Source organism: Chlamydiota bacterium (assembly GCA_012729785.1).
Classification (GTDB): domain Bacteria; phylum Auribacterota; class Tritonobacteria; order UBA1439; family UBA1439; genus UBA1439.
Map to the genome: position 1 here is coordinate 1 of JAAYCL010000044.1, position 15,656 is coordinate 15,656.

A 15,656-nucleotide genomic window follows, 5' to 3' on the forward strand; every position below is an offset into this window, starting at 1 on the left:
ACATCTACGAGAACCCCCTCGGCATCGTGAACGACAACGGCAATGGCTTCACGGACGGAGGCAGCTATACGCCGGCGCAGGCGGTGGGGGTGTGGGTGGGGCGGGACTCCGAGGACTTCGCCATCCAAGCCGGTGACTACGTGACGGTGACGTACGATGGCGGGTTGACGGCGAACGTCTACTTCCCGGCGATCAGCGGCCAAAGCGACCAGTGGCTATATGTGGGCGCGGACGGGTCGACGTACTGGGACAAGGGAATGTGCGACCTGGCGCAGGCCGCCCCCCCGCTGCTGCTGAAGGTGAACTGCCAGCCCGCCACCTCGTCGATTCCGCTAGGGTTTATCATGGACCCTGGGTGGGAATACGGGAAACACGGTTCGTATGTCTATGGCTGGAAGCCATAGCGTACGTGCACGATCGACAGCGCCGAGTGGCGAGGGTACAGGCGAGTTTCTCGGGGATAGCGCCAACGCCCCCGACCCGGCGTTTCTGGCGACTTCCTTTCCGCCGACGATCCCGCGGCGGCGTTCCCCTGTCGTTTTACCCGGGGTGTACTATCCCCGGCGAAGGTGCTATAGTAGCGTCGTGTTTCGTCCGCGCGCCGGGCGGGGCGCACTTTGACGAGAGGAAACGCGGATGCTCCGCAATGTCCTGCTGTTCGGCGACGAGATCCTGAGGAGGAAGGCCGCCGAGATCTCCGCGATCACCCCGGAGGTCAGAAGGCTCGCCGCGGATATGCTCGAGACGATGTACTACCACGACGGCCTCGGCCTTGCCGCCCCCCAGGTCGGCGTCCCGTTGCGGTTGTTCGTGATGGATGTCCCGCGCGAGGGGCACGACAAGCTCGTGTGCATCAATCCGGTCGTGGGGGAGCGCGGGCCGATGAGGAGAATGGACGAGGGCTGCCTGAGTTTCCCCGGCGTCACCGGGACCGTCGCGCGGGCCGCCGAGGTGACAATCGAGTTCACCGATCTCTCGGGCGCGCGCAGGTCGCGAAAGGTCGCCGGGGTGACCGCCCAGGCGGTGCAGCACGAACTCGACCACCTCGACGGGGTGCTCTTCGTCGACAGGCTGAGCGTGGCCAGGAAAGCGGTGCTCGCCGCCAAACTGCGCGCCGTGCGACAGCGCGGCCGGCGGGGGGAGCACCGGTGAGGGTCCTCGTCACGGGAGGGGCGGGCTACATCGGAAGCGTGACGGTCGCGGCGCTTCTCGAGGGCGGCCACGAGGTCCTCGTCTTCGACAGCCTGGAGCACGGGCACCGCGGGGCGGTCGCGCCGGGCGCGCGCCTGGTCGTCGGGGATCTCGCCGACGGCGGCGCGATCGAGAAGGCGCTCCGAACGCATCGCGCGGAGGCGGTCGTGCACTTCGCCGCCTACAGCCTCGTCGGCGAATCGGTGGCGCAGCCGGCGCGGTATTTTTTGAACAACGTCTCCAACGGCCTCGTGCTCCTCGAGGCGATGCGCCGCACGGGCGTCGGCAGAATCGTCTTCTCCTCCTCGGCCGCGGTCTACGGCTCGCCGCGGAGGATCCCGATCGCGGAGGACGACCCCGCGGAGCCGATCAACCCCTACGGCGAGTCCAAGCTGTTCCTCGAGCGGGTGCTCGGCAGGTATCACCGCGCCTACGGGCTGGAGTGCGTCTCCCTCCGCTACTTCAACGCGGCGGGAGCGACGCCGGCATGCGGAGAGGACCATGATCCCGAGACGCATCTCATCCCGTCGGTGCTGCGGGCGGCCCTCGGGAAGGCGCCCGCGGTGAAGCTGTTCGGGACCGACTACGAAACCCCCGACGGGACCTGCGTGCGGGACTACGTCGATGTAGGCGACCTCGCCGACGCGCACGTCCTCGCCCTGAACTGCCGGGGGGAACGAACCTACAACCTCGGCGATGGCAGGGGCTTCTCGGTGCGCGAGGTGCTCGATGCGGCGCGACGCGTCACCGGACTGCCGATACCCGAGGAGGCGGCGCCCCGGAGGCCCGGGGACCCCGCGGTGCTGATCGCGGGCGCGGAGAGGATACGGCGCGAGCTCGGCTGGACGCCGCGCCGGACCGGCCTCGACGAGATCATCGGCGGCGCGTGGGAGTGGATGCGGCGGAACCCGGAAGGGTATCGGGACTGACGCCCCGATCCCCCGCCGGGGGGGCGAACGATCGGGCGTCTCATCGAAAGGCCACTCCATGGCCCGGAGAATCGGCTGTTTCTTTTCCGACGTCTGGCGGAGCGCGACCGATATGCGCTTCTACGGGACGGCGGCCGCCCTACCGTTCCGCTCCGCCTTCCTCCACCTCGTGAAAGTCTCCCTCGCGATCGGCTCGATGCTCGCGGTGATGCTCGCTGCGCAGCTCTTCTTCCTGAACAACGTCTGGCGCTGGTGCGCGGACAACCTCCCCGCCGTGACGGTCCTGAACGGGACGGCGAGCGCCGAGGTCGCCCAGCCGATGGTCATCGAGCACCGGTCGGGCGCGGGCGAGCCGTTCGCGGTGATCATCGACACGACCGGGGCGACGGAAGGCGTCGATCTGAAGTACCGCGCCGGCGTCCTCGTCAAGAAGCGGGGGGTCGTCTTCAGGGTCGGGGAGACGGTCTTCTCGCGCGACTATCTCGCGGACGCCTCGTTCACCATCGACCGCCGCTACTTCGAGAGTCTCGTCGTCCGGCGGCGGTGGATCGCCCTCCTCGCCGCGGGGGTCTATCCGGCCGCGCTCGCCGCCCTCTTCCTCCAGTCCGCCGCCGCGGCGGCCGTCGGCGTCTTCGCGTCGCGCCTCCGCGGCGCGGGGCTTCCGTTCCGGGCGGTGCTCCAGATGAGCTTCTACGCCGCCGCCTTGGCGGTCTGTTTCATCCTCGCCATCCTTCTCGTCGGCGTGCGCCTCGACCCGCGCGTCCTCCTCGGCGTCTACGCATTCGTGCACGTCGCGTTCCTCGTCGCCGCGGTGGTATCGGCGGAGGGAGGCGCCCGTGCCGCGTGATCCCCGGCGCATCCTCATCCTCTGCGCGCTGCCGCTCCTGATGCAGGCGTGCGGCGGGGAGCCGCCGCGGATACCGCTCCCGGTCGCGACGCTCAGGGTGAGAGGGCGCGAGATCAGGGCCGAGGTCGCCCGCGCGCCGCGGGAGATGTCGCGCGGCCTGATGTACCGCCGCACACTGGGCAAAGACTCCGGGATGCTCTTCTCGTACGCCTCCCCGCGCCCCCTGAGCTTCTGGATGAAGAACACGCGCATCCCCCTCGATATCGCGTTCCTCGACGGGGAGGGCAGGATCCTCCAGATCGAGCAGATGCGCCCGTACGACGAGCTCCGGCGGACCGTCTCGCGGGAGCCCGCCCGGTACGCGCTCGAGATGAACCGCGGCTGGTTCGCGGCGCACGGGGTGGGGGCGGGGGACGTCGTGGAGATCCCCGGCGAGGCGCGGATCGGCGCGCCCCATGGGGCGTCCTCCCCCGGCGGAATTCGCTAGGGTGTGCGATGCGATGAGAATCCTTTTCATGGGAACGCCTGGATTCGCGCTCCCTTCCCTCGACGCCCTCGCGGACGGAGGGCACGAGCTTGTCGCCGTGGCGACGCAGCCGGACCGCCCGCGCGGCAGGGGGCGCCTTGCCGCCGCGCCGCCGGTTAAGCGGCGCGCGATCGAGCGGGGGCTGCGCCTCCTCCAGCCCGCCTCCCCCGGCGAGGAGCGGTTCCTCGCCGAGGTGCGCGAGGCGGCCCCCGATCTGATCGCCGTGGTCGCGTACGGGAACTTTTTGCCGCAGGCGCTCTGGGGCCTGCCCCCGCGCGGCGCGATCAATCTGCACCCGTCGCTCCTCCCGAGATATCGGGGCGCGGCCCCGATACCGCGCGCGATCCTCGCCGGCGAGCGGGAGACCGGGGTGACCGTGCTGTACCTCGGCGAGGGGATGGACGCGGGGGACATCATCGCGCAGGAGCGGGTGCCGATTGCGCCGGACGACACCGGCGGCACCCTCGCGGAGATCCTCTCCCTGCGCGGGGGCGCCCTCCTCGCGGCGGCGGTCCGATCGATCGAGCGGGGCACATCCGTCCGGACGCCGCAGGACGAATCGGCGGCGACGTTCGCGCCGAAACTCGCCAAGTCCGACGGCCTCATCGACTGGCGGGCGCCTGCGGAGGAGATCGCGCTGAGGGTCAGGGCGCTGCAGCCGTGGCCGGGGGCGTACACGTCCGCCGCCGCGGCGGGCGCCCCGAGGATGCTCAAGATCCTGGAGGCCTCGGTGTGCGCCGGGGAGTCCGGGGAAACGGGAAGGGTGCTGCGATGCGGAAACGAGGGGATACGGGTGGGCACCGGACGCGGGGTCCTCGTCATCCGGACGGTGCAGCCGGAGGGGGGAAGAGCGATGACGGCGCCGGAGTTCGCCCGCGGGCACCGCGGGATCGAGGGGACGGTACTCGGCAGGTGAGCCGTGCAAAGACGCCCGCCGGGCGCCCGTGGTATGACCGCGTCCGGGGACGGAAGCCGCGCCCCTCGCGCGGGCGCGGCGGGAAAGGCGGGGAAGGCGCCCCCGGATACCGCCCGCGGCCGGATGGCGCGCCCGGGGAGGAGACGCGGACGCATCGTGGAGAGGCGGATGCCGCCGGGCGCGTGGAGATACAACGCGAACGAGCGCGGAAAGGGTATCGGCCCGGCACGCAGGCCGGCGGGCGGAAGCGCGGCGGGTTCGGATACCGCCCGCGGCCGGAGGGCGCGCCCGGGGAGGAGACGCGGACGCATCGCGGAGAGGCGGATGCCGCCGGGCGCGTGGAGCAAAAACGCGAACGGGCGCGGAAAGGGTATCGGCCCGGCGGACAGGCCGGCGGGCGGAAGCGCGGCGGGTTCGGATACCGCCCGCGGTCGGAGGGCGTTCGGAGGGAAAAGGACCCCGCTTCCGGCGCCGCGCCCGCGTCCCGTCAGTCCGTCCCCGAGGCCCGCGAGAACGTCTCGCCGCGCGAGGGCGCCGCTCCGAAAAGGAGGCCCGCGCGGGAGCGGGTGCTGACCGCGCGCGCCTGCGCGCTCGCGGTGCTCCGGCGCGCGCTCGGTTCGGGGCTCTTCGTCTCCGAGCTTCTCGACCGCGAATTCAGGGGCGCGCGGATGCGCCCGGACGACCGCGGGCTCGCCACGGAACTCGTCTTCGGGTGCCTGCGGATGCGGGGCACGCTCGACCGGGCGATCGAACAGTCGGCCGGGAGGCCGATGGGGCGCATCTCGCGGGAACTGAGGGACATCCTCCGCCTTGGGATGTACCAGCTGCTGTATCTCGGCAGGATCCCCGCGTACGCGGCCGTGGACGAATCCGTGAAGCTGGCCCTCCGCCATGGGCGCAAGGGGGCGGAGAAATTCGTGAACGCGGTGCTGAGGAACGCGCCCAAGGAGGTCGGGCAGGTGCGAATGCCGGACCGCGCAGTCGATCCGGCGGCGCATATCGCGGCCGCCCGGTCGCATCCGGAATGGCTGGTCCGGCGATGGGCGGATCGAATGGGCGAGGCGGAGGCGGAGGCGCTCTGCCTCGCCGGGAACGAGGCGCCCCCGCTCACCGCGCGCGTGAATACCGTCCGGGCGACGCGCGAAAGTCTGCTCGCCGCCCTCGCCGCCGAGGGAGTCCGCGCGGTCCCGAATCCCGGCCACCCCCTCGCCGTGGATATCGAGGAACTGCCCCGGCCGATCCCGGAACTCGCGGCGTTCAGGAACGGCCTCTTCTGGATACAGGATGTGGCCGCGATGCGCGTCGCCGACCTCGTCGGCGCCCGGCGCGGCGAGCGGATCGCGGATCTGTGCGCGGGGCCGGGCGGCAAGGCGGCGGCGCTGGCCGCATCGGCGGGGGACGGGGCGGAGCTGTTCTGCGTGGAACTGAACCCTGCCAAGGCGGAGATGGTGCGCGGGAACGCCGCCCGCCTCGGGCTGCGGTCGATCCGCTGCGTGGTCGGCGACGCGCGCGAGGCGGGACGCATCCCCGGGCTCGCCCCGGCTGACCGGGCGCTGGTCGACGCGCCGTGCTCGAACACCGGCGTGCTCCGGCGCAGGCCCGAGGCGCGGTGGCGCCTCCGGCCGGAGGACATACCGCGCCTCGCGGCGGCACAGGGGGCGCTGCTGGCGGCGGCCGCGGACGTCGTGAAACCGGGCGGGGTGCTCGTCTACGGCACCTGCAGCATAGAGCCCGATGAAAACGAGCGGGTGGTCGCGGCGTTTCTTCTGGCGCACCCGGCGTATCTGCTCGACGAGGAGCTGAGGATGCTCCCCCGCACCGGCGGATGCGACGGGGGGTACGCGGCGCGGATGGTGAAAAGGAACCTGTGAGGAGGGCGGCGCCGGGGGGCGTCTCCGGGACGCGGCGCGGCGGGGAGGCCGGATGGCCGGCGGGAATACGGCGATGAAGACGGCGACGATGGCCGCGGCGGCGCTGCTGGCCGCCGCAGCCGCCGCGGCGGACAGCACGGCGCTCTACCGCGGCGGACCGGCGCGCAGGGGCGGTACGGGCGAGATACCCTCCGAAGTCGAGGAGGTCTGGCGGTTCAAGGCCGGGGGCCCCATCAACCGCGACCCGCTCGCCGCGGACGGCCGGATCTACGTCCCCGCGGCCGACGGCGTGCTCTACTGCCTCGACGCCGAGACCGGGAAGGCGGCCTGGAAATTCGACGCGCGCTACAAGGATCTGGGAACGCCCGCGATCGAGGGGGGGAAACTTTTCTTCAGCTCCAGTCTCCGCGAGGTGTCGCTCTCGGAGGAGGAGCTGCTCCTGGAGGACCGCGGGCTGCTCTACTGCCTCGACGCCGGAACCGGGAAGGAGGTCTGGAAGCGCAGATTCCCCGACAGGCTGCTGGCCCCCCTCGCCGTCTCGGGCGGGCGCATCTACCTCGGGAGGATGGACCGGCGCCTCGACTGCCTCGACGCGGCGGACGGAAAGAGGATCTGGGATTTCGCCGTGCGCGGGGCAATCCGGTCCTCGCCCGCCCCGGCGGGCGGGACGATCGTCTTCGGCAGCGAGGACGGCAACGTCTACTGCCTCGACCGGGAGGGCGGGCGGAGGATCTGGAAGGCCGACCTCGCCTCCGCGGTCGCCGCCTCGCCCGCGGTGAGCGGCGGTAGGGTGTTCGTCGGCGCCGCCGACGGGACGATGCACTGCCTCGATCTCGCCACCGGGGAGCGGCTCTGGAGATCGAAGACCGGAAAGACGATTGCCGCCGCCGCCGCGCTGGACGGGGGGCTGGTCGTCGCCGGGTCGAGGGACGGGTACCTGTACTGCTGGAACGCGGCCGACGGCGCGCGGCGGTGGAGGTTCAAGGCGGGCGACCAGGTGGTCGGTTCCGCCTGCCTGGCCGGCGGCAGGGTCGTGGCGGGGAGCCTCGACGGTTCGCTGCACGGCGTCGACGCCGCGACCGGGAAGGGGGTCTGGACATTCGACGCGAAAGGATCCCTCGTCGCCTCCCCGGTGCTCTCGGGCGAAGCGATCTACATCGGGACCAGGGATCGGCTCCTCTACCGCCTCGGCCGGAAAAGCCCGTCCATGCGGCGGACACGCGGCCCCGCGCAGATGACGGACGCGGGGTTCGCCGCGCGGCTCGCCGCCGCGCGCGCCTTCAACGACGCCGGACGTCACGGCGAGGCGGTCGAGGCCGCCCGCGACCTCGTCGCGGCGCGCCCGGATTCCGCCCCGGCGCGCCTCGAATTCGCGCGCGGCTGGGACGGCGCGGGGGAACCGGGCCTCGCCGGCCGCGAGTACGGTCTCGCGGTGCAACTGGAGCCGCGCGACGCCGCGTACCGCAACGCCCTGGGAGGCCACTACGCGCGGATGGGGCGCACGAGGGAGGCGCTCGCCCAGTTCCAGGCGGCGAAACAGTGCGCCCCCTCCGACCCGAGCGCGTATCTGAACACGGGGAAGCTGATGCTCACGCGCGGGGAGAACGAATCCGCCGAGCGCGAGTTCGTCCTCGCGATGGAGCGCGGCTGCGCGGAGGGGGAGGTGCTCGCCTGCCTGGCGGAGGCGGCCGTTGCGCGGCTGGATTTCGACCGCGCGCGTCTGCTCCTGGAGCGCCTCCTCGCGGCGGATCCGGCGAACCCGCGGGCGCGTGACCTGCGGGAACGGCTGCGCAGATAGAAGCGCGGCGCGCCGGGCGGGGAGGTGAGATGGCGAAGCGCGGCGGATCTTCGTGGGGCAGGACGCTGGCGCGGCTCGCGCTCGTCGCGGCGCTGAGCCTCGTCCTCTGGGCGGGGGCGGCCGCCGCCCCGTTTGTCCTGGCGCACCTCGTCGTCCTGCGCGGCGCGTCCGCGCGGCTCGCGGCCGCGGCCGCCGTGGCGGCCGCCGGGCTCGGCGTCGTCGCGTTTCTCTGCTATCTGATGGACCGTGTCTAGGGACGCATCCCCATGCCCGCCTTCGAACTCGTGACCGACCTCGCCCCGTGCGGGGACCAGCCGGGCGCCATCGACGCCCTTGTCCGGGGCGTAGAGGAGGGGCGGCGGCGCCAGACGCTCCTCGGGGTGACCGGATCCGGCAAGACGTTCACGATGGCGCAGATCGTCGCCCGGACCAACCGCCCGACGCTCGTGCTCGCGCCGAACAAGACCCTGGCCGCCCAGCTCTACGCCGAGTTCAAATCGCTTTTCCCCCGCAACGGCGTCGGCTTCTTCGTGAGCTACTACGACTACTACCAGCCCGAGGCGTACCTGCCGCGGACCGACACCTTCATCGAGAAGGACGCCTCCGTCAACGAGCGGATAGACGCCCTGCGGCACGAGGCCACGACGATGCTCTCCGAGCGGCGCGACGTGCTCATCGTGGCGAGCGTGTCGGCGATCTACGGGCTCGGGACCCCCGAGGACTACCGCGGGATGCACGTCCGGGCGGAGGAGGGGGCGGCGTTGGATCGCGACCTTTTCCTGCGCCTCCTCGTCAAGATCCAGTACGCGCGCGGGGATTTCGACTTCCACCGGGGGACGTTCAGGGTGCGCGGGGACGTCGTCGAGGTGTTCCCGGCGAGCGACGAGGAGCGCGCCGTGCGCGTCCGGTTCGGCGGCGCCGCGGTCGAGGAGGTCGCGGAGATCGACCCGTTGCGCGGCGCGGTCGTGCGGCGTCTCGGCGCCGTCTCGATCTACCCCGCGAGCCACTACGTCACCCCCGGGGACCGGATGCGGCGCGCGATCGAGGGGATCAGGGAGGAGCTCGAGCGCCGGCACCGGGAACTGCGCGAGGCGGGAAAGATCGTGGAGGCCCAGCGTGTGCGGCAGCGGACCGAGTACGACCTCGAGCTGCTGGAGCAGTTCGGCTTCTGCCCGGGGATCGAGAATTTTTCGCGTCACCTCGACGGGCGGATGCCGGGGCAGCCGCCGGCGACCCTGTTGAGCTACTACCCCGACGACCACCTCCTCTTCATCGACGAGAGCCATGTGACGGTGCCGCAGCTCCGCGGGATGCAGCACGGCGACCGTTCCCGCAAGGAGACGCTCATCGAGTACGGGTTCAGGCTCCCGTCGGCGATCGACAACCGGCCCCTCTCGTTCGAGGAGTTCGAGGCGGTCTCCGGACAGACGATCTACGTGTCGGCGACGCCCGGGGAGTTCGAGCGCGCCCGGAGCCAGGGGGCGGTCGTCGAGCAGGTGGTGCGCCCGACCGGGCTGGTGGACCCGGAGATCGTCATCCGCGACGCGTCCCTCCAGGTGGATGACCTCCTCTCGGAGATACGCGCGGCGGCGGCACGGGGGGAGCGGACGCTCGTGACCACCCTCACCAAGCGGAACGCCGAGGACCTCGCCGAGTACCTCGAGGAGCACGGCGTGCGGGTCCGCTACCTCCACTCGGATATCGGCACGCTCGAGCGCACGGAGATTTTGCGCGACCTCCGCAAAGGCGAATTCGACGCGCTCGTGGGGATCAACCTGCTCCGGGAGGGGCTCGACCTCCCCGAGGTTTCCCTGGTCGCGGTGCTCGACGCGGACCGGGAGGGGTTCCTCAGGTCGGAGACCGCGCTCATCCAGACGTGCGGACGCGCGGCCCGGAACGTCCACGGGCGCGCCGTTCTCTACGCGGGGACGATGACGCGGTCGATCGAGGCGGCGGTGCGGGAGTGCGCGCGGCGCCGGGAGGCGCAGCTGGCCTACAATGCGGCGCACGGCATCACCCCGCGTTCGGTGCGCAAGGCGGTGCGGGAGCCGATCGGCAGGGTGTGCGAGGCGGACTACGTGACGGTCCCTCTCCGGCGCCCCGACGTTGCGGATCCGAACGAGGCCGCGAGAACGATCCGGGCGCTGCGGACGCGGATGCGCGAGGCGGCGGCGCGGCTCGATTTCGAAACGGCCGCGGAGCTGCGGGACCGGATCCTCGGGCTCGAGAGGATCGAGATGGAGCTGCGGGAGCGCCCGTCCGCCCCGTTCCCCGCCGGGCGCCGGCGAACGAAAGGCCGGGGCCGAAAACCGTAATTCGGGATCCGAGACCTGGAATTTGAGATTTGAGATCCGATATTTGGAATCTGGGATCTGAGACCCGATCCCCAAAAGCGGAATCTGAAACGATGCGCTCCCCCGACAGACTCAAAAAGATCCCCCGGCGCCCCGGCGTCTACCTGATGAAGGGCGCCGACGGCCTCGTGCTCTACGTCGGCAAGGCGGTGGACCTCCGCCGCCGCGTCGCCTCCTACTTCACGAAGCGCGGCGACGGCCGCCTCGCGATCCCGGCGATGGTGGCGCGGGCCGACGACGTCGACTTCATCGTCACCGGCACCGAGAAGGAGGCGCTTCTCCTCGAGGAGACGCTCATCAGGGAGCACCGCCCCCCCTACAACCTGGCGCTCAAGGACGCCTCCGCCTGCGCCCACCTGCGCCTCTCAACCGACGAGGAGTACCCGCGCCTCGAGGTCGTACGCCGCTTCTGCCGCGACGGGGCGCGCTGGTTCGGGCCGTACTCGTCGGTGGGGGCCGCGCGGCACACCGCCCGGTTCCTCCAGCGCGCGTTCCCGCTCAGGGAGTGCGGCGCCGCAACCTTTCAGCGCCGCTCCCGCCCCTGCATCAAGCATCAGATCGGGCGCTGCGCGGCCCCGTGCTGCGGCCGCGTCTCGAGGCGCGGCTACGCCGCGCTCGTCCGCCGCGTGTCCCTGTTCCTCTCCGGCCGCAGCGGGAGCCTCCTCCGCGAACTCGAGCGGGAGATGCGCCGCGAGGCCGCGGCGCTCCGTTTCGAGAAGGCGGGCCGGATCCGCGATACGCTCGCGGCGATCCGCACGACGATCGAACGGCAGCACTGCGTCGCCCTCGACGGCGCCGACCGCGATGCGGTGGGTGTGGCCCGGGAGGGGGACCGCGCCGAGACGGCTTTGCTCTTCGTGCGCGCCGGGCGCCTGCTCGGCAGGCGCCTGCTCTCCGTCGACGGGGGGGGCGACGACCCGTCCGTGGTCGCGGAGGCGCTCCGGCGGCACTACCTCGGGGGCGCCTTCGTGCCCCCGGAGATCCTCGCCCCCTCGACGCCCGCCGGCGCGGCCGGACTTGCCGCGGAGCTTTCCGCCGCCCGCGGCGGGAGCGTCCGGATCGCCGTCCCGCGCCGCGGCAGGAAGCGGGCACTCATCGACATGGCGGAGGAGAACGCAGCCGCCTCGCTCGCCTCCCGCCTCGAACGCACGCAGGAGGCGTTCGAGGTGAGCAGGGAGCTGGCGAGGCGGTTCCGCCTCGCCGCCCCGCCGCGCGACATCGAGTGCGTGGACGTGTCGCACCTCGGGGGGGCGTCGCAGACGGGCTCGATCGTGGCGTTCCGGGACGGCGCGCCGCGCCCCGAGGGGTATCGCCGGTTCGGGGTGAAGGTCTCGGAGGCCGGGGACGACTGCGGGATGATACACGAGATCGTCCGGCGGCGAGCCCGGCGCGCCCGGGACGGGTGGGGGATGCCCGACCTGCTCCTGGTCGACGGGGGGAAGGGGCAGCTCAACGCCGCCCTGCGCGCGCTCAGGGAGGAGGGCGCGCAAGGTACGGCCGCCATCGCCCTCGCGAAGGAGCGCGGCCTCCCCGGGCGCCGTGCGCCCGAACGGGTATTCCTCCCGGGACGGAAAAATCCGATCCCGCTGCGGGCGGGGGACCGGGCCTCCCTCTTCCTCCAGCGCGTCAGGGACGAGGCGCACCGGTTCGCCCTGCGCGGGCATCGCCGCCTTCGGACACGGCGGCTCCTCGACTCCGCGCTCGACCGGCTGGAGGGGGTGGGGCCGGCGAGGAGGAAAGCGCTCATCCGCGCCTTCGGCGACATCCGCGGCGTCGCCGCCGCGGACGCCGCCGAGCTCGCGCGGGTGCTCGGGGACGCGGCCCTCGCGGCGCGGGTGCGGGAGCGCCTCTCCGGGGAAAGAGCGGAGACCGGCCCCGCCCACGGGACATTCCCCAGTTTGTAGCCGTAGGGAGTCATACCGTGTCGGGTAGATGCTGATTCACAATTTCAAGAAGTGGAATCCGCCATTTCTGCATCAAAGCGCGTGCGGTTACACAAGACCGAAACAACGCTGTGTTTCAAGAGTCTTCGAGACGCAGGTTGGGTGGAACGTATCCCATTGTAATGAGATCGGTTGGAACGTTCATTGCGTGCCAGGCGATTCTCAAGACTGGGGATGGTGTAGCCCCGGTTTCTCAGATCCATGTGCGCGTTTCACCCCGCATCTACAAACCAGGGAAAGGCCAGGCCCCGCCCACGGTTGAACCGGAACCGCGGACGGGGTATACTGCACGATATGGGGCCGCTTCCCGACAAGGATGACAGGACGGTGCTGGTGGTGGACGACGAGCCGAGTGTCCGCGACATCGTCACGCGCGGCCTGGGGCTCCACGGGTACGTCTGCGCCGCCGCGGCGGATTCCCGGGGGGCGATCGCCCTGATCGAACGCCGTCCGCCAGCGGTGGTCATCAGCGATATCAACATGCCGGACGAGAACGGGTTCTGGCTCCTCTCGAAGATCAAGGAGCTTTGGCCCGACACCGCCGTCATCATGCTCACCGCCCTCGACGAAACCCAGAGTGCGGTGAACTGTCTGACGCAGGGGGCCGACAACTACATCGTCAAGCCGATCAACCTGAAGGAGCTCGCCCTCTCGGTCGAGAAGGCGCTCGAGAAGCGCCGGCTGATCATCGAGAACAGGGAGTACCAGCTCAACCTCGAGTCGCTCGTCGAGGAACGGACGAACGAGCTGAAGAAGACCCTCCAGATGCTGAAGCACTCCTACGACACGACCCTCCAGGCCCTCGTGGCCTCGCTGGACGCACGCGAGCGGGAGACGGGCAACCATTCCCAGAGGGTGAGCATGTACACCGTCGTCCTCGCCAAGGCGCTGGGGCTGACAAACGCGCGCATCAAGGACCTCTCGATTGGGGCGTTGCTGCACGATATCGGCAAGCTCGGGGTCCCCGACAGCGTCCTTCTCAAGCCGGGGAAACTGACGGAGGAGGAGTGGGCGCTGATGAGCCGCCATCCGGTCATCGGGCAGACCATCCTCAAGGATATCGATTTCCTCGCCCCGGCGCTCGAGATCGTCCACAACCACCACGAGCACTGGGACGGCAGCGGGTACCCGGCCGGTCTCAAGGGGGAGGCGATACCCGCGGGGGCGAGGATCTTCCTGGTCGTGGACGCCTTCGATACCATCACCACCAATCGGCCGTACCGCGCCGCGGTCGATTTCGCCACGGCGTTCGAGGAGATCAGGCGCTGCCGAGGCAGCCACTTCGATCCGACGATTGTCGACTGCTTCCTCGACATCCCTCCGAAGACGTGGCACGAGATACGCCGTTTCACCCTGATCGACTGAACAGGGGGTGTTTCCGATGGCCGGGTGCGCGCAGGAACGAAACGCGGCGGGGTGCGGCTGCTCCTACGAACCGTGCGCGAACAAGGGGCTCTGCTGCGAATGCCTGCGGAGCCACTGGGCCGCCGGTGAGCTGCCCGGATGCCTCTTCCCCCCCGACGTGGAGAGGACGTACGACCGGAGCGTGGAGCGCTTCGTCAAGACCTTCCGCGAGCGGGGACGGTGGTGGTGAGACTTCCGCGCAAGGCGGAAGGGGTGAGGTGGGAAGAGGGGGGCGTCAGCGCGGCCTCTTCATGACGCCGAGCTCCCGGAGTTTCCGCAACGCCTTCCGGGGCGACCGGACCGCCGCCGCGGCGTACCGGGGGGTGAGGTAGCGCCGGAGCGCCCTCCTCCGGGCGCGCCGCGCCGCGTGCGCCTCCCAGGTCTTCGCCGCCGCGTTCCGCTCCTCGAGGATCTCTTCGGGGCCGAGGCTCTCTGTCCTCACCACCGCGTGGAAGAAGCCGTCGTACTCCTCCCAGTTCCTGCTGGTGATCTGTTTCCGCGACTCGAGCTCCGCGTAGAAGCGGCTCCCGGGGAACGGCGTGCTCACGGAGAACTGGACGGTGTCGGGGTCCATCCGCAGGCACCAGTCCACGCTCCTCCTGATCGTTTCCCTCGTCTCTCCGGGGAGGCCGAAGGTGAAGGTCAGGTGGTACAGGATCCCGAGCCTCCGCGTCTTCCGGATCATCGCCTCGGTCTTTTTCAAGTCCATCTGTTTGCCGCAGCGGTCGAGGATGCCCTGGTCGATCGACTCGACGCCGTATTTGACGGCGCGGAGCCCCGCTTCCTTGAGCGCGCGGAGCATCTCGCGGTCCATCAGGTCGGCCCGCGCCATCGCCGCCCACGGGATATCGAGGCGCCGCCTCCGGATCTCGCTGCAGATCGCGAGGATCCGCTCCTTCCCGATATTGAACGTGTCGTCGTCGAAGTAGACCGATCTGAACCCCTCCTCCCTGACGAGGTGCTCCATCTCGTCGACGACCTTGATCGGGTCGCGCGGGCGGTAGAGGCGGTTCCCGTAGACGATCTGCGGCCAGGCGCAGAAGCTGCACCGGAACGGGCAGCCGCGGCTCGCCCACATCTGCACGCTCGGCTCGGGTATCCCCCCGGGCGTGTCGTGGTAGGCATCCATCGGGAGGAGGTGCCGCGCCGGCCAGGGGAGGGTATCCAGCTCCCGACAGAGGGGGCGCCGCGGGGCGGCCCGCGGGTCCCCTTCCGCGTCGCGATAGACGAGGCCGGCGATGCCGTCCGCGGAAGTCCCGGAGGCGAGGCGTCGCGCGAGCTCGAGGGCGGTCTGCTCGTATTCCCCTATGAACGAGAAGTCGACGGCGGGGTTCAGGCGGAGGAATTCCGGCTCGAAGGCGAGGACGTGGAGGCCGCAGACCGCGATCCGCGGCCGGTTCCCGACGCGCCGCCGCACGGCGTCGACGATGCGGAGGTCCTGCGAGAGCGAGATCGTGGAGATCTCGTGGATCAGGAGGTCGGGGTCGAAGGCGGCGAGCCGGTCGAGATACGCCTCGTCGGAGATCCGCTCGGCGCAGCCGTCGACCATGCGCACCTCGAAGCCGTCGCGTTCCAGCACCGCCGCCGCGTAGGCGAGGTGGAACGGAAACGGCATGTAGCGGCTGCTCTGGTGCTCGAAATGGGGCCAGCGGGACCCGGCGCGCACGCCGTAGTAGCCCGGCTTGCGCCACGGGGGGTTGCCGAGGAGCACCTTCATGGCCGACATTCTGCCTCATCCCCGCCCTGTTGTCGAGTGCGACGGCGGAGGGGGCGGGTCGCGGATCCCCGGCGCGACCGCCGCGCGAGGGCCCCCGGCAGGCGGGGGGGAGGCGGGGCTCCGCGGCGGGCTTGACCCGGAGGGGGTTTTCGGACAGAAT

At 71.0% G+C, this 15,656-nt stretch carries 13 protein-coding genes and 1 pseudogene; 13 read left to right on the plus strand and 1 reads right to left on the minus strand.

The window, feature by feature from the left end:
- The 13 genes and pseudogenes from GXY35_11105 to GXY35_11165 form a co-directional block, all read left to right on the plus strand.
- Positions 1–404, plus strand: a 404-nt coding sequence (locus tag GXY35_11105) for a hypothetical protein (protein ID NLW95124.1), incomplete at its 5' end; no start/stop codon positions are given.
- 229 nt (positions 405–633) lie between these two features.
- Positions 634–1,152 (plus strand): annotated as a pseudogene (gene def / locus GXY35_11110) (peptide deformylase).
- A complete protein-coding gene (galE, locus tag GXY35_11115) occupies positions 1,149–2,120 on the plus strand; it encodes a UDP-glucose 4-epimerase GalE (protein ID NLW95125.1) in 972 nt (323 codons plus the stop codon). The pseudogene def and the gene galE overlap by 4 nt, the downstream one beginning before the upstream one ends.
- A gap of 58 nt (positions 2,121–2,178) precedes the next feature.
- A complete protein-coding gene (locus GXY35_11120; protein NLW95126.1) occupies positions 2,179–2,967 on the plus strand; it encodes a DUF1189 family protein in 789 nt (262 codons plus the stop codon).
- Positions 2,957–3,454: a DUF192 domain-containing protein gene (locus GXY35_11125; protein ID NLW95127.1), complete on the plus strand. Its 498-nt coding sequence runs from the start codon at positions 2,957–2,959 to the stop codon at positions 3,452–3,454. The genes GXY35_11120 and GXY35_11125 overlap by 11 nt, the downstream gene beginning before the upstream one ends.
- A gap of 13 nt (positions 3,455–3,467) precedes the next feature.
- Positions 3,468–4,409 carry a methionyl-tRNA formyltransferase gene (locus tag GXY35_11130; protein NLW95128.1) on the plus strand — a complete coding sequence of 314 codons (942 nt, stop codon included), beginning with the start codon at positions 3,468–3,470 and terminating at the stop codon, positions 4,407–4,409.
- Between the two features lie 566 nt (positions 4,410–4,975).
- The gene (rsmB, locus tag GXY35_11135; protein ID NLW95129.1) at positions 4,976–6,280 is read left to right on the plus strand and encodes a 16S rRNA (cytosine(967)-C(5))-methyltransferase RsmB; all 1,305 of its coding nucleotides are present in this window, start codon (positions 4,976–4,978) and stop codon (positions 6,278–6,280) included.
- A gap of 52 nt (positions 6,281–6,332) precedes the next feature.
- Positions 6,333–8,078, plus strand: coding sequence for a PQQ-binding-like beta-propeller repeat protein (locus GXY35_11140; protein NLW95130.1), 1,746 nt, complete (start codon positions 6,333–6,335; stop codon positions 8,076–8,078).
- A gap of 29 nt (positions 8,079–8,107) precedes the next feature.
- Positions 8,108–8,332: a hypothetical protein gene (locus GXY35_11145; protein ID NLW95131.1), complete on the plus strand. Its 225-nt coding sequence runs from the start codon at positions 8,108–8,110 to the stop codon at positions 8,330–8,332.
- A gap of 12 nt (positions 8,333–8,344) precedes the next feature.
- The gene (uvrB, locus tag GXY35_11150; GenBank protein ID NLW95132.1) at positions 8,345–10,393 is read left to right on the plus strand and encodes an excinuclease ABC subunit UvrB; all 2,049 of its coding nucleotides are present in this window, start codon (positions 8,345–8,347) and stop codon (positions 10,391–10,393) included.
- Positions 10,394–10,485: 92 nt separating this feature from the next.
- Positions 10,486–12,336, plus strand: coding sequence for an excinuclease ABC subunit UvrC (uvrC, locus tag GXY35_11155; protein NLW95133.1), 1,851 nt, complete (start codon positions 10,486–10,488; stop codon positions 12,334–12,336).
- Positions 12,337–12,669: 333 nt separating this feature from the next.
- Positions 12,670–13,740: a response regulator gene (locus GXY35_11160; protein NLW95134.1), complete on the plus strand. Its 1,071-nt coding sequence runs from the start codon at positions 12,670–12,672 to the stop codon at positions 13,738–13,740.
- Positions 13,741–13,756: 16 nt separating this feature from the next.
- Positions 13,757–13,969, plus strand: a complete 213-nt coding sequence (locus GXY35_11165; GenBank protein NLW95135.1) for a hypothetical protein — start codon at positions 13,757–13,759, stop codon at positions 13,967–13,969.
- A gap of 45 nt (positions 13,970–14,014) precedes the next feature.
- Here the strand turns inward: GXY35_11165 and GXY35_11170 are convergent, their stop codons facing one another.
- Positions 14,015–15,505 carry a radical SAM protein gene (locus tag GXY35_11170; protein NLW95136.1) on the minus strand — a complete coding sequence of 497 codons (1,491 nt, stop codon included), beginning with the start codon at positions 15,503–15,505 and terminating at the stop codon, positions 14,015–14,017.
- Positions 15,506–15,656 lie beyond the last annotated feature (151 nt).